A 13,012-nucleotide genomic window follows, 5' to 3' on the forward strand; every position below is an offset into this window, starting at 1 on the left:
ACGAGCGCTCGCCGGCTGCGGTGTGTATCGACAAGCCGCTCGACTGGCGTGGTGTTGCCCAGATCGCGAACGGCGCGAAGCTCGTTTTATCGCCGGGGGTACGCTCGGGGATCGACCATGCGCGCTCGCTGGTCGAGCAGATCGTCGAGCGCCGGATTCGCGCGTATGGCGTGAACACCGGCGTGGGCGCGCTGTGCGACGTGGTCGTGTCGCCGTCAGAACAGCGGGCGTTGTCGCGCAATATCCTGATGAGTCACTCGGTGGGCGTGGGTGAACCGCTGCGGCGTGAGGAGACGCGCGCGATCATCGCGGCAGCGGTGAACAACTTCGCGCACGGGCATTCCGGCGTGCGGCTCGAACTGGTGGACCTGCTCGTCACTTTGCTCGACAGCGGCTTGACACCGGAGGTGCCGGCGTTCGGCTCGGTCGGATATCTGAGCCATATGGCACATATCGCGCTGGTGCTGATTGGCGAAGGGTATGTGCATGACGGCGCCGGCCGCGTAAGCGCCGCCGGCGCGTTGCAGCGGCTGGCGCGTGAACCACTGGTACTCGAGGCGAAAGAGGGCTTGAGCGTTGTCAACGGCACGCCTTGCGTGACCGGACTTGCCTCGTTGGCCCTCGCCCGCACTGAGCGGCTGCTGGATTGGGCCGACACCATTTCGGCGATGTCTTTCGAGAACCTGCGTGGTCAAGCGGCGGCCTTCGAGGCCGACTCGCTCGCGCTGCGAATATCGCCGGGATTGTCGATGGTGGGCGCGCGTCTGCGTGCGCTTCTTGCCGGCAGCGGCATCATTGCGGCGTCGCTCGGACGCAAGACGCAGGACCCCTTGAGCTTGCGGACCATTCCCCACGTGCACGGCGCGGCGCGCGACGTGTTCGCCACGACGGCGGAAGTGGTGAATCGCGAACTGGCTTCGGTCACCGATAACCCCGTCGTCGCCGGCACGCTTGCGTCGCCGCGGGTGTTTTCGCAGGCGCATGCGGTGGGCGCTTCCATCGGCCTGGCGATGGATAGCCTGGGCACTGCGGTGGCGGAGGTTGCAGCAATGGCCGAGCGGCGCATTGACCGGCTGGTGAATCCGCTGGTCAGCGGCTTGCCCGCTTTTCTCGCCGATGGCGGCGGCACGTGTTCCGGTTTCATGATCGCGCAATACACGGCGGCATCACTGGTTGCTCACAACCGCCGCCTTGCGATGCCGGCGAGCCTGGATGGGGGCATCACCTCCGGCTTGCAGGAGGACCATCTGTGTCACGCGACACCAGCTGCGTTGAAGGCGCTGGAAATCATCGCCAATGCCGAGCGGATCTTTGCTATCGAACTGCTGGCGGCGACCCAGGCGTATGACCTGCAACCCGCCGACGTGTCGCGCGCACCTAGAACCGACGCAATTTATCGAAGCGTCCGTGCTGTTATCTCCCGATACCGCGACGACCGGCCTTTGGCAGGCGATATCGCCGCCGCTTGGGCGTTTGTCCACGAGGCAAGCCCCGAGTTCTAATTCATCGGGTCTTGTATAGACAGATCGAGCGCGCTCCATCGGCGCCGATTCCGCTTTTTTACGCGAAATCGGCGTCTGCCGCCCAATTTATAACGGGCTATCTATTTCATTCAAGTAAACCCCTACCTGAATCGATCTGCGCACCGCTTGCGCTCTGATTTATTTTGATTCAGACTTGTATATACAACTTGCCGACTAACTTTCAACGCTGGGTGAAACCCAGTGAAATTGGCTGCAAGATACCGAATGTTGACCATCCCGTCCGAGGAGTGCTTTGATGAAAAACCACAACCCGCGTCCCCTGCGCGCACCGCGCGGCACCGAGCTTACGTGCAAGAGCTGGCTCACCGAAGCACCCTATCGGATGCTGCTGAACAACCTGGATCCAGAGGTCGCCGAGAACCCGGACAAGCTGGTGGTCTATGGCGGTATAGGCCGCGCTGCCCGCAACTGGGAATGCCTCGATAAAATTCTCGAAACGCTGCAACGTCTGGAAAGCGATGAGTCGCTGCTGGTTCAGTCCGGCAAGCCCGTCGGCGTGTTCAAGACGCACGCGGACGCGCCGCGCGTGTTGATCGCGAACTCCAACCTCGTGCCGAAATGGGCGACGTGGGAACACTTCAACGAACTCGACCGTAAAGGTCTCTTCATGTACGGCCAGATGACGGCCGGAAGCTGGATCTACATCGGCAGCCAGGGAATCGTGCAGGGTACGTACGAAACCTTCGTCGAAGCCGCGCGGCAGCACTTTAACGGCGACTGGAAGGGCCGCTGGATCCTGACCGCAGGTCTGGGCGGCATGGGCGGCGCGCAGCCGCTGGCAGCGACGCTGGCGGGTGCGGTATCGCTGAATATCGAGTGCGACCAGACGCGTATTGATTTCCGTCTGCGTACGCGTTATGTCGACAAACAAGCGAAGGACATCGACCACGCGCTTGAACTGATCAAGCAGCACACGGCCGCCGGCGACGCTGTGTCGATCGCGCTGCTGGGCAACGCCGCCGAAGTGCTGCCGGAACTGGTGCGCCGCGCCAAGGCGGGCGGGATCAAGCCGGATCTGGTCACCGATCAGACTTCGTCGCACGATCTGATCAACGGTTATCTGCCGGCTGGCTGGAGCCTCGAAAAGTGGCGCGCGGCATCGCAGGATGAGTCCCAGCACGTTGAACTGAAGGCCGCCGCACAACGTTCATGCGCGCAGCACGTTCAGGCAATGCTCGATTTCCACGCCATGGGCATTCACGCTGTCGATTACGGCAACAACCTGCGCCAGGTCGCTTTCGACGACGGCGTCAAGAATGCATTCGATTTTCCCGGCTTCGTTCCGGCGTACATTCGTCCGCTGTTTTGCGAAGGCAAGGGTCCGTTCCGCTGGGTCGCGTTGTCCGGCGATCCGGAAGATATCTACAAGACCGATGCCAAGCTGAAAGAACTGTTCCCGCACAACGCGGGCATGAACCGCTGGCTCGACATGGCGCGTGATCGCATCGCGTTCCAGGGTTTGCCGGCGCGGATTTGCTGGCTGGGCCTGGGCGAGCGTCATGTCGCCGGTCTCGCATTCAATGAAATGGTCAAGAGTGGCGAGCTGAAAGCGCCGATCGTGATCGGTCGCGATCACCTGGATACGGGTTCGGTCGCCAGCCCGAATCGCGAGACGGAAAGCATGAAGGACGGCACGGATGCCGTCTCGGACTGGCCGCTGCTCAACGCGTTGTTGAACACCGCGGGCGGCGCGACGTGGGTCAGCTTGCATCATGGCGGCGGCGTCGGCATGGGCTATTCGCAACACGCGGGCATGGTGATCGTTGCCGACGGCACCGACGCAGCGCAAAAGCGTCTTGCGCGCGTGCTGGTGAACGACTGCGCGTCGGGCGTGATGCGTCATGGCGATGCCGGTTACGAGCAAGCCATTGAATGCGCGAAGAACTTCGGCCTCGATCTGCCGTTCATCACGACCTGATCATGGCGGCGGCCTTCAGCATTATTCGCGCGGCCGACTTGAAGGCCGTGCCGTGGAAGAATGGCGGCGGCGCGACACGCGAGATCGCCGCGTCGCCGCCAGGTGCTGCCTTTGACGCCTTCGACTGGCGCGTGAGCGTCGCGGATGTATCGGAGGCTGGGGCGTTCTCGGTGTTCGAGGGCATTGATCGCGTGCTGGCGTTGATCGAAGGCGCGCAGATGGTGCTCATCGATTCAGACGGCCCGCGGCATGTCCTCGCTCGCTGGGATTCGCTCGCGTTCGCGGGCGAAAAAAAGATAACGGCAGAGTTGCCGCACGGCCCGACGCGGGATTTCAACCTCATGTTGAGGCGCGATCGCGTGTCGGGAAATGTGACGGTTCGGCGTGATGCTCAAGCGTTGAGCGTGGAGCAGGGTAGCGTTGTGCTCGTCTGTGCGCTTGGCGAATTTGCGGTTGATGGCGAGCGTTTGTCTCAAGGCGATGCGCTTGTTTTTGAGGCCAGAGAACATGCTTCGTTAAACGTCGAACCGGTTTCAGAAGGCGCGGTTCTCATCGACGCCCGTATTGTTTCAAAGGATCGCTGACATGACCGAGACCGATAACAGCGCACAAATCTGGCGCAATGCACGTCTTGCAGCGCGTGCCGATCCGGCAGATGTACTGGAAAACGCGGCGATTGTCGTGCGCGACGGGCGTATCGAATGGTTCGGCGCTGAAGCTGAAATACCTTCAGCATTTGCCGGAGCGGCAAGTCACGATCTGGAAGGGCGGATCGTGACGCCGGGTCTCGTCGATTGCCACACGCATCTCGTCTACGCGGGAAACCGTGCGGAAGAATTCGCGATGCGGCTCGAAGGGGCGAGTTATGAAGATATCGCGAAACGCGGCGGCGGTATTGTCTCGACGGTGCGCAACACGCGGGCCGCGAGCGAGGACGAATTGTTCACACAGTCGCTGCGCCGGCTGGATGCGTTGCTCGCCGAAGGCGTGACCGCGCTGGAAATCAAATCAGGTTACGGGCTGGACGTGGCGACCGAACGCAAGATGCTGCGCGTTGCGCGGCGGCTCGCGGCGGCCCGGCCGGTGACGATCGCCACGACGTTCCTTGGCGCGCACGCGTTGCCGCCGGAATACGCAGGCCGTGCCGATGACTACATCGCCCACGTTTGCAGCGAGATGTTGCCGGCGCTCGCAGCAGAAGGCCTGGTCGATGCGGTCGATGTGTTCTGCGAGCGCATTGCGTTCACGCTCGAGCAAGCGGGGCGTGTGTTTGACGCGGCATCGAAACTGAATCTGCCGGTGAAAATGCACGCCGAGCAGTTGTCGCTGATGGGCGGCGCGGCGCTTGCGGCGAAGCATCACGCGCTATCCGCCGATCACCTCGAATTCCTCGACGAAGCCGGTGCAATCGCGATGCGCGAAGCCGGCACTGTCGCCGTGTTGTTGCCGGGCGCGTTTTATTTCATCCGCGAAAAGCAGCTGCCGCCGATCGACCTGCTGCGTCGCCACGGCGTGCCAATAGCGCTTGCCACCGACAGCAATCCGGGCACATCGCCGAGTACGTCGCTGCTGCTGATGCTCAACATGGGCTGCACGTTGTTTCGTTTGTCCGTGGCGGAAGTGCTCGCCGGCGTGACGCGTCACGGCGCGAAAGCGCTGGGCCACACAGAGGTGAGCGGCGAGATCACCGTTGGCGCGAAGGCGGATTTTGTAGCGTGGGATATCGAAACGCTCGCGGAGTTGGCGTACTGGACCGGCCTTGATCGGTGCGCGCTGGTCGTGCGCCACGGCGCCGTCACCGTGGATAAACGAAAATAAGCGGAATTAAGCGGAACACGCCATGACACGAAATAGCTTGTATGCCGAACACGCGCGTTTGCAAGATGGCTGGCGTCGCGATGTGCTGCTGGAATGGAACGATGACGGTACCTTGGTCGCCGTCACGCCGGACAGCACGCAACCGGCTGGCGTGATTGAAGCCAAGGGTCCGGTGCTCGCCGGCATGCCGAATCTTCACTCGCATGCGTTCCAGCGCGCGATGGCGGGGCTCACCGAATATCGCGCGAACCCTACTGATAGCTTCTGGAGCTGGCGCGACCTGATGTACCGGTTTGCCGCGCGCATTTCCCCGGAAAGCATTGGCGACATCGCGCGCTGGCTTTATATCGAAATGTTGAAGGCGGGTTACACGTCGGTCTGCGAGTTTCACTACGTGCATCACGCGCCAGACGGCAAACCCTACGCGAATCCTGCTGAAATGGCCGCTCGTGTGGTCGATGCCGCAGCACAAACCGGCATCGGCATGACGATGTTGCCCGTGCTTTATCAATACAGTGGTTTCGGCGAGCGCGAGCCCACGTCCGGTCAGGCGCGTTTTGTTCATACGCCGGAAAGCCTGCTCGATGCCCTCGTTTCATTGCGCTCGACGCATCCTGAAAACGGCAACCTGCGATACGGCGTGGCGCCGCATTCGCTGCGTGCTGTATCGAAGGAGTCGCTGGGCCGTTTGCTCAGCGGGCTCGACAGTGCTTTTCCGGGCGCGCCGGTGCATATCCACATAGCCGAGCAGACGGCGGAAGTCGATGCGTGTCTCGAGACGCTGAAGGCGCGGCCAGTGCGCTGGCTGCTCGATAACTTCGACGTGAACGAACGCTGGTGTCTCGTGCATGCCACGCATGTCGACGAAAACGAAGTCCGCGCAATGGCCGCAAGTGGCGCCGTTGCGGGTCTTTGCCTGACAACCGAAGCGAATCTCGGCGACGGCATTTTCCCCGCGCATGCCTATCTGAACGACGGCGGACGTTTCGGGCTTGGCTCGGACAGCCATATCGCGGTCGACTGGCGCTCCGAACTGCGCTTGCTGGAATACGGACAACGGTTGACGAGGCGACAGCGCAACGTGCTGGCGTCGAACGAACAGGTGCACGTCGCCGATCGTCTCTTCGATGTCGCGGGCCAAGGCGGTGCCAGCGCCACCGGCCGTGCAGTCGGCGTGCTGGAAGTGGGGCGCCGGGCGGATTTCATCGTGCTCGATCCCGATCATCCGGCTATTGCCGGGCATGCGCCGGACGCGTGGTTATCGGGTGTGGTGTTTTGCGAACACGGCGAGACGCCCGTGCTGGATGTGAGCGTTGGCGGAAAGCTCGTGGTTGAGGCACGCCGGCATGGCAATGAAGAAGAGTCGTTCGGGCGGTATCGAAACACCCTGGCCGGATTGCTCAAATAAAGGACGCAGCCTGTGACTGATCAAGTTTTTACGCTGAAGCGTGGCACTGCGCCGTTGCTGATTTCGATTCCCCATGCCGGCACGCAGATTCCCGCCGACATAGCCGCCTCAATGACGCCGATCGCCCGTGAAGTCGATGACACGGACTGGCATCTTGAACGTCTCTACGCGTTTGCATTGGAGATGGGCGCGTCGATCCTCGTGCCCGCGAATTCGCGTTACGTGATTGACTTGAACCGTCCGCCGGATGGCGCGAATCTTTATCCAGGACGCGATACGACCGGCCTGTGTCCCGTCGATACCTTCAACAGCGATCCCTTGTATCCCGCAGGCGCTGCACCTTCAGAGGCGCAGATCGCCGAGCGTCGCGAGAAATATTGGCGGCCTTACCACGATGCGCTGGCGGAAGAACTGGCGCGTTTGAAAACCGCGCATGGCAAGGCATTGCTGTGGGAAGCGCATTCCATCCGTTCGCACGTGCCGCGTTTCTTCGATGGCAAGCTTTCCGACTTCAACTTCGGCACGGCGAGTGGGGAAAGCGCGGTTGCGGGTCTCGCGGAAAAGCTCGAAGCGATGGTGGTCGAGCAAGGCGCGTACACGGCTGTGGCTAACGGGCGCTTCAAGGGCGGCTACATCACGCGGCACTACGGCGCGCCGCAGGACGGTATTCACGCGGTGCAGCTCGAGTTGTCGCAAGTGACTTATATGGAAGAGACGCGGCCGTACGCCTATGACGAAGCCCGCGCCGCACGGGTCGCGCCGTTGATGCGGAATCTCGTGCGATGCGCGCTGGATGCGGCACTGTTGGCGTGACCGGAAGGTCGGCCGATATAACTGCCGCCCATTGCTCCAAGGCAGAAACGAAAAAGCCATTCCAACTCGTGTTGGAATGGCTTTTTCGCTCTTAGCTAACGTAACGGGCTATTGCTGAATACACGCTATCGCCGCTTAATCCGCGATTCCCTTCGTTCAAATTTCCCTGCGTTTCGCGGCCGGTGGTGTCAATACGGTCGGCAGCGCCTTCGGCAACGTCTCCGGCCAGTCGCGGCTGAAATGCAAACCGCGGCTTTCGCGCCGTGAGCATGCACTCTCCACAATCAGCGAAGCGACATCAACAAGATTACGCAATTCGAGCAGGTCGCGGCTCACCTTGAAGTTCGCGTAGTACTCGTGGATCTCGTCGCGAAGCAGCGCGATCCGATGCTCGGCGCGCGCGAGCCTTTTATCGGTACGCACAATGCCCACGTAATTCCACATCAGCCGCCGCAACTCGTCCCAGTTGTGCGCGACCACGACTTCCTCGTCTGGATCGGAAACGCGGCTTTCATCCCAGGCGGGCAGGGGTCCATGACCGCTTGCCGCGAAACCATCCTCTTCCATGGCTTGCGCCGCTGCACGCCCGACCACCAGGCACTCGAGCAGAGAGTTGCTTGCCAGCCGGTTCGCACCGTGCAGCCCCGTGCACGATGTTTCGCCCACGGCATAAAGGCCCGCGCGATCCGTGCGGCCGGCAAGATCGGTGACCACGCCTCCGCACGTGTAATGCGCGGCAGGCACGACGGGAATAGGCTGTTTCGTGATATCGATACCGAACTCGCGGCAGCGCGCAAGGATGGTGGGGAAGTGCTCCTGGAGGAACGCTTCCGGCTGATGGCTGATATCGAGATACACGCAATCAATACCGCGCTTCTTGATCTCGAAGTCGATCGCCCGGGCGACGATATCGCGCGGTGCGAGTTCAGCGCGTTCGTCGTGGGCGGGCATGAACCGTGTGCCGTCGGGCAGGCGCAGGATGCCGCCTTCGCCGCGTACGGCTTCTGAAATCAGGAAGGACTTCGCGTACGGATGGAAGAGGCAAGTCGGATGGAACTGGATGAATTCCATGTTCGATACCCGGCAGCCGGCGCGCCACGCCATTGCAATACCATCGCCGGTCGCCGTATCCGGATTGGTCGTGTACAGATACACCTTGCCGGCGCCGCCGGTCGCGAGCACGGTATGCGGCGCCTCGATGGTGACGGTGCGTCCGCTTGCAAGATCGAGCGCATAAAGCCCATGACAGCGATGCCCGGGCAACCCAAGGCGCTCGGACGTGATCAGGTCAATGGCGTGATGATCTTCCAGGACCGTGATGTTCGGATGATTGCGCACGCGCTCGTTGAGCGTAGTGACCACGGCGTGACCGGTTGCATCGGCGGCATGAATGATTCGCCGATGACTATGACCGCCTTCACGCGTCAGATGAAAGCCGAGCTCGGCGGAAAGATCCTTCGTGAACGGCACGCCTTCGTTGATCAGCCATTCGATGGCCGCACGCCCGTTTTCCACGATGAACCGTGTAGCCGCCTCGTCGCACAAGCCACCGCCGGCGATCAACGTGTCGCGAACGTGGTTGTCGATACTGTCGGCCGAGTCGAGCACGGCCGCGATACCACCCTGGGCCCAGTCGCTGGCGCCTTCGCTTACGCTGCGCTTGGCGAGGATGGCAACGCGCCGCGTATCCGCCAGATTCAGCGCCACGCTCAAGCCCGCCAGCCCGCTACCGATGATTGCCACGTCGAAATTCATCCCGCCACGTCTCCGTCGATAGTTGTCCGCTGTGACTTTCGGGATTCATGCCGGTGGCATGGGAAAGCCTGGTCGGTAAGGATAACGCTTGGCACGCTACGCGCCCACTTGGCCGTTCGGCCAGTAGGGCGAACAGAGCGCGCAAGCGCGGACGGATGGAGCGCCGAGGGTTGCCAGAAGAGGGTGCCAGAAGCGGTTACCAGAACAGCGGCGCAAAAGATGGTATCGCCAAAGCAAAAAGCCTCGCGTGAGCGAGGCTTTTTGTGATGCTGCAGCGAAAGAAACCGGATCTTATTTGATCTTGGTTTCTTTGTATTCAACGTGCTTGCGGACAACGGGATCAAATTTCTTGATCGCCATCTTTTCCGGCATGTTGCGCTTGTTCTTCGTGGTCGTGTAGAAGTGACCCGTTCCTGCGGTCGATTCCAACTTGATCTTGTCGCGTGCGCCCTTGGCCATGTTCCTGCTCCTTAGACTTCGCCACGTGCGCGCAAATCTGCGAGCACGGAGTCGATGCCGTTTTTGTCGATCAGACGAAGGCCGGCGTTCGAGAGACGCAGACGAACCCAGCGGTTTTCGCTTTCAACGAAGAAGCGGCGGTTTTGCAGATTGGGCAGGAAACGACGCTTGGTGCGGTTGTTCGCATGGGAAACGTTGTTGCCGCTCATCGGCCCCTTCCCGGTTACTTGGCATACACGTGCCATGAGAGCACTCCTAATACGCTTTAATTCTGAGTTCGAACGCCAGATACATTTTGGACCGCTTCGGGCTACCCGAGAGGTTTGCCCGAAATGATGACCGCGTACGCTCGGAACAGGTTGGTTGAAAGAAGCAAACCGAGATTCTACCCGCAAAAAACCAGCAAAATCAACTCTTTTTGGTACCGGACAAGGTATCCAGCTATCGGGGCCGGGGCAGATTTCATGCGCTTTTCCGCTTGCGAAGCCCCGTTGGAGCTTGGTTTTGCCGCCTTCTTAGCCCGGCTGGCCATCAAATCAGTGAAGTCAGCGTTGGTTGGTGACTTTGGCTGCAACTCATGCCGGAATCCATCCCTGTCGCGAAAAAGAGAAAACCTCGTTCGAGGTCACCACCAGATGATCCAGCAGCCGGACGTCGATCAGCGCGAGCGAATCCTGCAGAACCCGCGTGAGCCTGCGGTCGTTTGCGCTCGGCTCGACGCCGCCCGAGGGGTGATTATGCGCGACGATCAGGCTGGCCGCATTTAGCGTGAGCGCCCGCCGTACGATTTCCCGAGGATAGACGGCAACACGGGAGATCGATCCCTTCGCCGATTCGTCCACGGTGATCAGGCAATGTTTGATATCGAGAAACAGGGTGACGAACACTTCATTGGGCCGCGTGCCGATCAGCCATTTCAGATAGTCTTCCACAGCCTGCGGGGCGTCCAGCAAGGGCCGGTCGCGGGTTTTCTCCGCCAGTGAACGCTGGCACAACTCCGAGACGGCGAGCAGCAGCGCCGCCTTGGCCGGGCCGATACCGCCAAACCTGCGTAATTCCGTCGCAGTCGTGCCCAGCACGCCCCTAATCGATTCGAACCGAACCAGAAGGTCGCGCGCCAAGTCGACGGATGTCATGCCCGGGCGTCCGGTATTCAGGAACAACGCCAGCAACTCGGCGTCAGATAAGGTCTGAGCACCCAGTTTTAACAAGCGTTCGCGCGGACGATCGCGTGCGGGCCAGTCGAGCATGCGCATGACGGCAGGCTCGATCCGTGCGAGAGGCTCCGCGGCGAGCAGGGCGGCCGCAGAATAGCGCGCGTTGTTTTGCACCAATTCGAGCCGGGCGTTCATTTCACGCTCCCGCCCGCGTGCAATGGCGGGAAAGACGTTGGAACTGACGTGGAGACTAAGGTCGGAAGTGGCGACTGGCCGGCCCCTTCGTTATCACGCCGGGGCATTGCTCGGAGCGAGGCGGGGCGGTCGCACTGTGGCTTACAATGGAGGTTTGGCGCCTCCCCGCGCGAGCGCTTGGCGCATTGCGCCGCGAGGCCGTTGGTCCCGGCGGTGCGGTACCCGGGTGCCAGCCAAGCTTTCGTCACGACTGCGTCCTGTCTGGACGCCCGGCCTTTTATCGGACGGCGGGACCGGCTGAGAAGGTAATTACGGCTCTTACGGCTATCACAATCAAACATGAGCATCATTGATATTTCCGAGGTGAGACCCGGTTCGCATGTCACGCTTCACTACCGGCTTGCGCTTGAGGATGGAGCGGACATTGTCAGCACGTTCGCCGACAAGCCCGCCACGCTGTTGTTAGGCGCCGGTCATCTTGCGCCGCCGCTCGAAGACATTCTGCTGGGTCTGAAGGTGGGTCACCACTCGACCTTTCGGCTGATGCCTGGCCAGGCGTTCGGTCCGCGCAATGCGGAAATGCTGCAATGGGTGTCGCTGGCCACATTGCGCGAGAACGCGATGATCGGCGAGAATTTTTCTCCCGGTGACCTGGTCGAATTCAATGCGCCGGGCGGCGGCCGTTACGCGGGCGTGCTCAAGGAGGTCGGCGAAACCTCCGCGCTGTTCGATTTCAATCATCCGCTTGCCGGCCAGGCGCTGGCGTTCGAAGTGAAAATCATCGGAATTCTGTAGCCATGAGCTCCACTGACACCCTGCTCGATGTCGAAATTCTTCTCGCCCAGCCACGCGGCTTTTGCGCCGGCGTCGATCGCGCAATCGAAATCGTGGAGCGGGCCATCGCGCTGTTCGGCGCGCCTATCTATGTTCGCCACGAGATCGTGCACAACGCCTATGTGGTCGAGGATTTGCGCAAGAAAGGCGCGGTGTTCATAGAAGACCTGGCGGATGCGCCTGAAGGCAGCACGCTGATTTTCAGCGCGCACGGCGTGTCGAAAGCAGTGCGCTCGGAAGCGGAAACCCGCGGCTTGCGCGTGTTCGACGCCACCTGCCCGCTGGTGACCAAGGTGCATATGGAAGTCGCGAAGATGCGCCAGGAGGGCTTCGATATCGTGATGATCGGCCACAAAGGCCATCCCGAAGTGGAAGGCACGATGGGGCAGAGCGGCGAGGGCATGCATCTGGTGGAGGATATCGAGGACGTGGAAGCGCTCACGCTCGCCGATCCCGACCGAATTGCCTACGTGACGCAAACCACGCTGTCAGTCGACGACGCCTCCGCGATCATCGGTGCATTGAAGTTGAAATACCCGTCGGTGAAAGAGCCGAAGAAGCAGGATATTTGCTACGCCACGCAGAATCGTCAGGACGCGGTTAAGTTTCTTGCGCCTCAATGCGATGTCGTGATCGTAGTGGGAAGCCCTAACAGCTCGAATTCAAGCCGGCTGCGCGAAGTCGCTGAAAAGCGCGGCATCCCTGCTTATATGGTGGATTCGCCCACGCAGATCGACCCGAAATGGGTGGAGGGGAAAAAGCGCATCGGCGTGACGGCGGGCGCGTCGGCGCCGGAAGTGCTGGCACAGGCCGTGATCGCGCGCTTGCGGGAGCTGGGGGTGCGAAACGTGCGCCCGCTGGAAGGGATAGAGGAGACGGTTTCGTTTCCGCTGCCGCGTGGACTGACGCTGCCGGGGTGACGCGCCATCCGAGAAACGTCGTTCTTCGTTTCTGAATGAGAGGCAACAGTCGAAAGTGTATTGAGAGGCCGCGCCAACTCGTGTTGGCGCGGCCTTTTTATTTGCGCGCAGCGAAAAATGTCGAGCTCAAACCTTGAGCCCAAACGTGCGGTGGCGAGCACATCCCGAGGGTCGCTACGCGAACGCCCGGA

Annotated in this window: 12 protein-coding genes; 8 read left to right on the plus strand and 4 right to left on the minus strand. The window is 61.3% G+C overall.

The genetic code is table 11. The annotated features are described in order from the left end of the window. Nucleotides 1-20 precede the first annotated feature (20 nt). The 6 genes from BSU04_RS27100 (at nucleotide 21) to hutG (ending at nucleotide 7,501) form a co-directional block, all read left to right on the plus strand. Entirely contained in the window at nucleotides 21-1,502 is a 1,482-nt protein-coding gene (locus BSU04_RS27100) for an aromatic amino acid ammonia-lyase (RefSeq protein ID WP_256983334.1), read from the plus strand. Nucleotides 1,503-1,779: 277 nt separating this feature from the next. Then, on the plus strand, nucleotides 1,780-3,462 hold the full coding sequence (gene hutU, locus BSU04_RS27105) for a urocanate hydratase (protein WP_089163457.1): 1,683 nt from the start codon (nucleotides 1,780-1,782) through the stop codon (nucleotides 3,460-3,462). A 2-nt stretch (nucleotides 3,463-3,464) separates the two neighbouring features. Continuing rightward, nucleotides 3,465-4,046, plus strand: coding sequence for a HutD/Ves family protein (locus BSU04_RS27110; protein ID WP_089163458.1), 582 nt, complete (start codon nucleotides 3,465-3,467; stop codon nucleotides 4,044-4,046). Nucleotide 4,047: 1 nt separating this feature from the next. After that, the gene (gene hutI / locus BSU04_RS27115; RefSeq protein WP_089163459.1) at nucleotides 4,048-5,280 is read left to right on the plus strand and encodes an imidazolonepropionase; all 1,233 of its coding nucleotides are present in this window, start codon (nucleotides 4,048-4,050) and stop codon (nucleotides 5,278-5,280) included. Between the two features lie 22 nt (nucleotides 5,281-5,302). Then, nucleotides 5,303-6,688, plus strand: coding sequence for a formimidoylglutamate deiminase (locus tag BSU04_RS27120; RefSeq protein ID WP_089163460.1), 1,386 nt, complete (start codon nucleotides 5,303-5,305; stop codon nucleotides 6,686-6,688). 12 nt (nucleotides 6,689-6,700) lie between these two features. Beyond that, nucleotides 6,701-7,501, plus strand: a complete 801-nt coding sequence (hutG, locus tag BSU04_RS27125; protein WP_089163461.1) for an N-formylglutamate deformylase — start codon at nucleotides 6,701-6,703, stop codon at nucleotides 7,499-7,501. A gap of 156 nt (nucleotides 7,502-7,657) precedes the next feature. Here hutG and nadB read toward each other — a convergent pair whose 3' ends face one another. The 4 genes from nadB to radC all read right to left on the minus strand — a co-directional run bounded on the left by nadB (nucleotide 7,658) and on the right by radC (nucleotide 11,067). Beyond that, on the minus strand, nucleotides 7,658-9,256 hold the full coding sequence (gene nadB / locus BSU04_RS27130) for an L-aspartate oxidase (RefSeq protein ID WP_089163462.1): 1,599 nt from the start codon (nucleotides 9,254-9,256) through the stop codon (nucleotides 7,658-7,660). A 291-nt stretch (nucleotides 9,257-9,547) separates the two neighbouring features. Next, nucleotides 9,548-9,715 (minus strand): 50S ribosomal protein L33, encoded by a 168-nt coding sequence (gene rpmG / locus BSU04_RS27135; RefSeq protein ID WP_006478046.1) that lies wholly within the window; start codon nucleotides 9,713-9,715, stop codon nucleotides 9,548-9,550. Between the two features lie 11 nt (nucleotides 9,716-9,726). Next, on the minus strand, nucleotides 9,727-9,960 hold the full coding sequence (rpmB, locus tag BSU04_RS27140; protein ID WP_031359861.1) for a 50S ribosomal protein L28: 234 nt from the start codon (nucleotides 9,958-9,960) through the stop codon (nucleotides 9,727-9,729). 330 nt (nucleotides 9,961-10,290) lie between these two features. Beyond that, nucleotides 10,291-11,067, minus strand: coding sequence for a RadC family protein (gene radC, locus BSU04_RS27145; RefSeq protein ID WP_373452876.1), 777 nt, complete (start codon nucleotides 11,065-11,067; stop codon nucleotides 10,291-10,293). A 339-nt stretch (nucleotides 11,068-11,406) separates the two neighbouring features. Here radC and BSU04_RS27150 point away from each other — a divergent pair, with 339 nt between their 5' ends. Further along, nucleotides 11,407-11,862, plus strand: coding sequence for an FKBP-type peptidyl-prolyl cis-trans isomerase (locus BSU04_RS27150; RefSeq protein WP_089163463.1), 456 nt, complete (start codon nucleotides 11,407-11,409; stop codon nucleotides 11,860-11,862). Nucleotides 11,863-11,864: 2 nt separating this feature from the next. Further along, nucleotides 11,865-12,821, plus strand: a complete 957-nt coding sequence (ispH, locus tag BSU04_RS27155; protein ID WP_089163464.1) for a 4-hydroxy-3-methylbut-2-enyl diphosphate reductase — start codon at nucleotides 11,865-11,867, stop codon at nucleotides 12,819-12,821. The last annotated feature ends 191 nt before the right edge of the window (nucleotides 12,822-13,012 follow it).

It is taken from the genome of Caballeronia sordidicola (assembly GCF_002220365.1).
Classification (GTDB): Bacteria; Pseudomonadota; Gammaproteobacteria; order Burkholderiales; family Burkholderiaceae; genus Caballeronia; species Caballeronia sordidicola_C.

Coding starts and splice junctions, on each gene's coding strand:
- hutI (WP_089163459.1), top strand. CDS start 4,048: ATGACCGAGACCGATAACAGCGCACAAATCTGGCGCAATGCACGTCTT.
- BSU04_RS27150 (WP_089163463.1), top strand. CDS start 11,407: ATGAGCATCATTGATATTTCCGAGGTGAGACCCGGTTCGCATGTCACG.
- rpmB (WP_031359861.1), bottom strand. CDS start 9,960: ATGGCACGTGTATGCCAAGTAACCGGGAAGGGGCCGATGAGCGGCAAC.
- radC (WP_373452876.1), bottom strand. CDS start 11,067: ATGAACGCCCGGCTCGAATTGGTGCAAAACAACGCGCGCTATTCTGCG.
- rpmG (WP_006478046.1), bottom strand. CDS start 9,715: ATGGCCAAGGGCGCACGCGACAAGATCAAGTTGGAATCGACCGCAGGA.
- hutU (WP_089163457.1), top strand. CDS start 1,780: ATGAAAAACCACAACCCGCGTCCCCTGCGCGCACCGCGCGGCACCGAG.
- BSU04_RS27120 (WP_089163460.1), top strand. CDS start 5,303: ATGACACGAAATAGCTTGTATGCCGAACACGCGCGTTTGCAAGATGGC.
- BSU04_RS27110 (WP_089163458.1), top strand. CDS start 3,465: ATGGCGGCGGCCTTCAGCATTATTCGCGCGGCCGACTTGAAGGCCGTG.
- nadB (WP_089163462.1), bottom strand. CDS start 9,256: ATGAATTTCGACGTGGCAATCATCGGTAGCGGGCTGGCGGGCTTGAGC.
- ispH (WP_089163464.1), top strand. CDS start 11,865: ATGAGCTCCACTGACACCCTGCTCGATGTCGAAATTCTTCTCGCCCAG.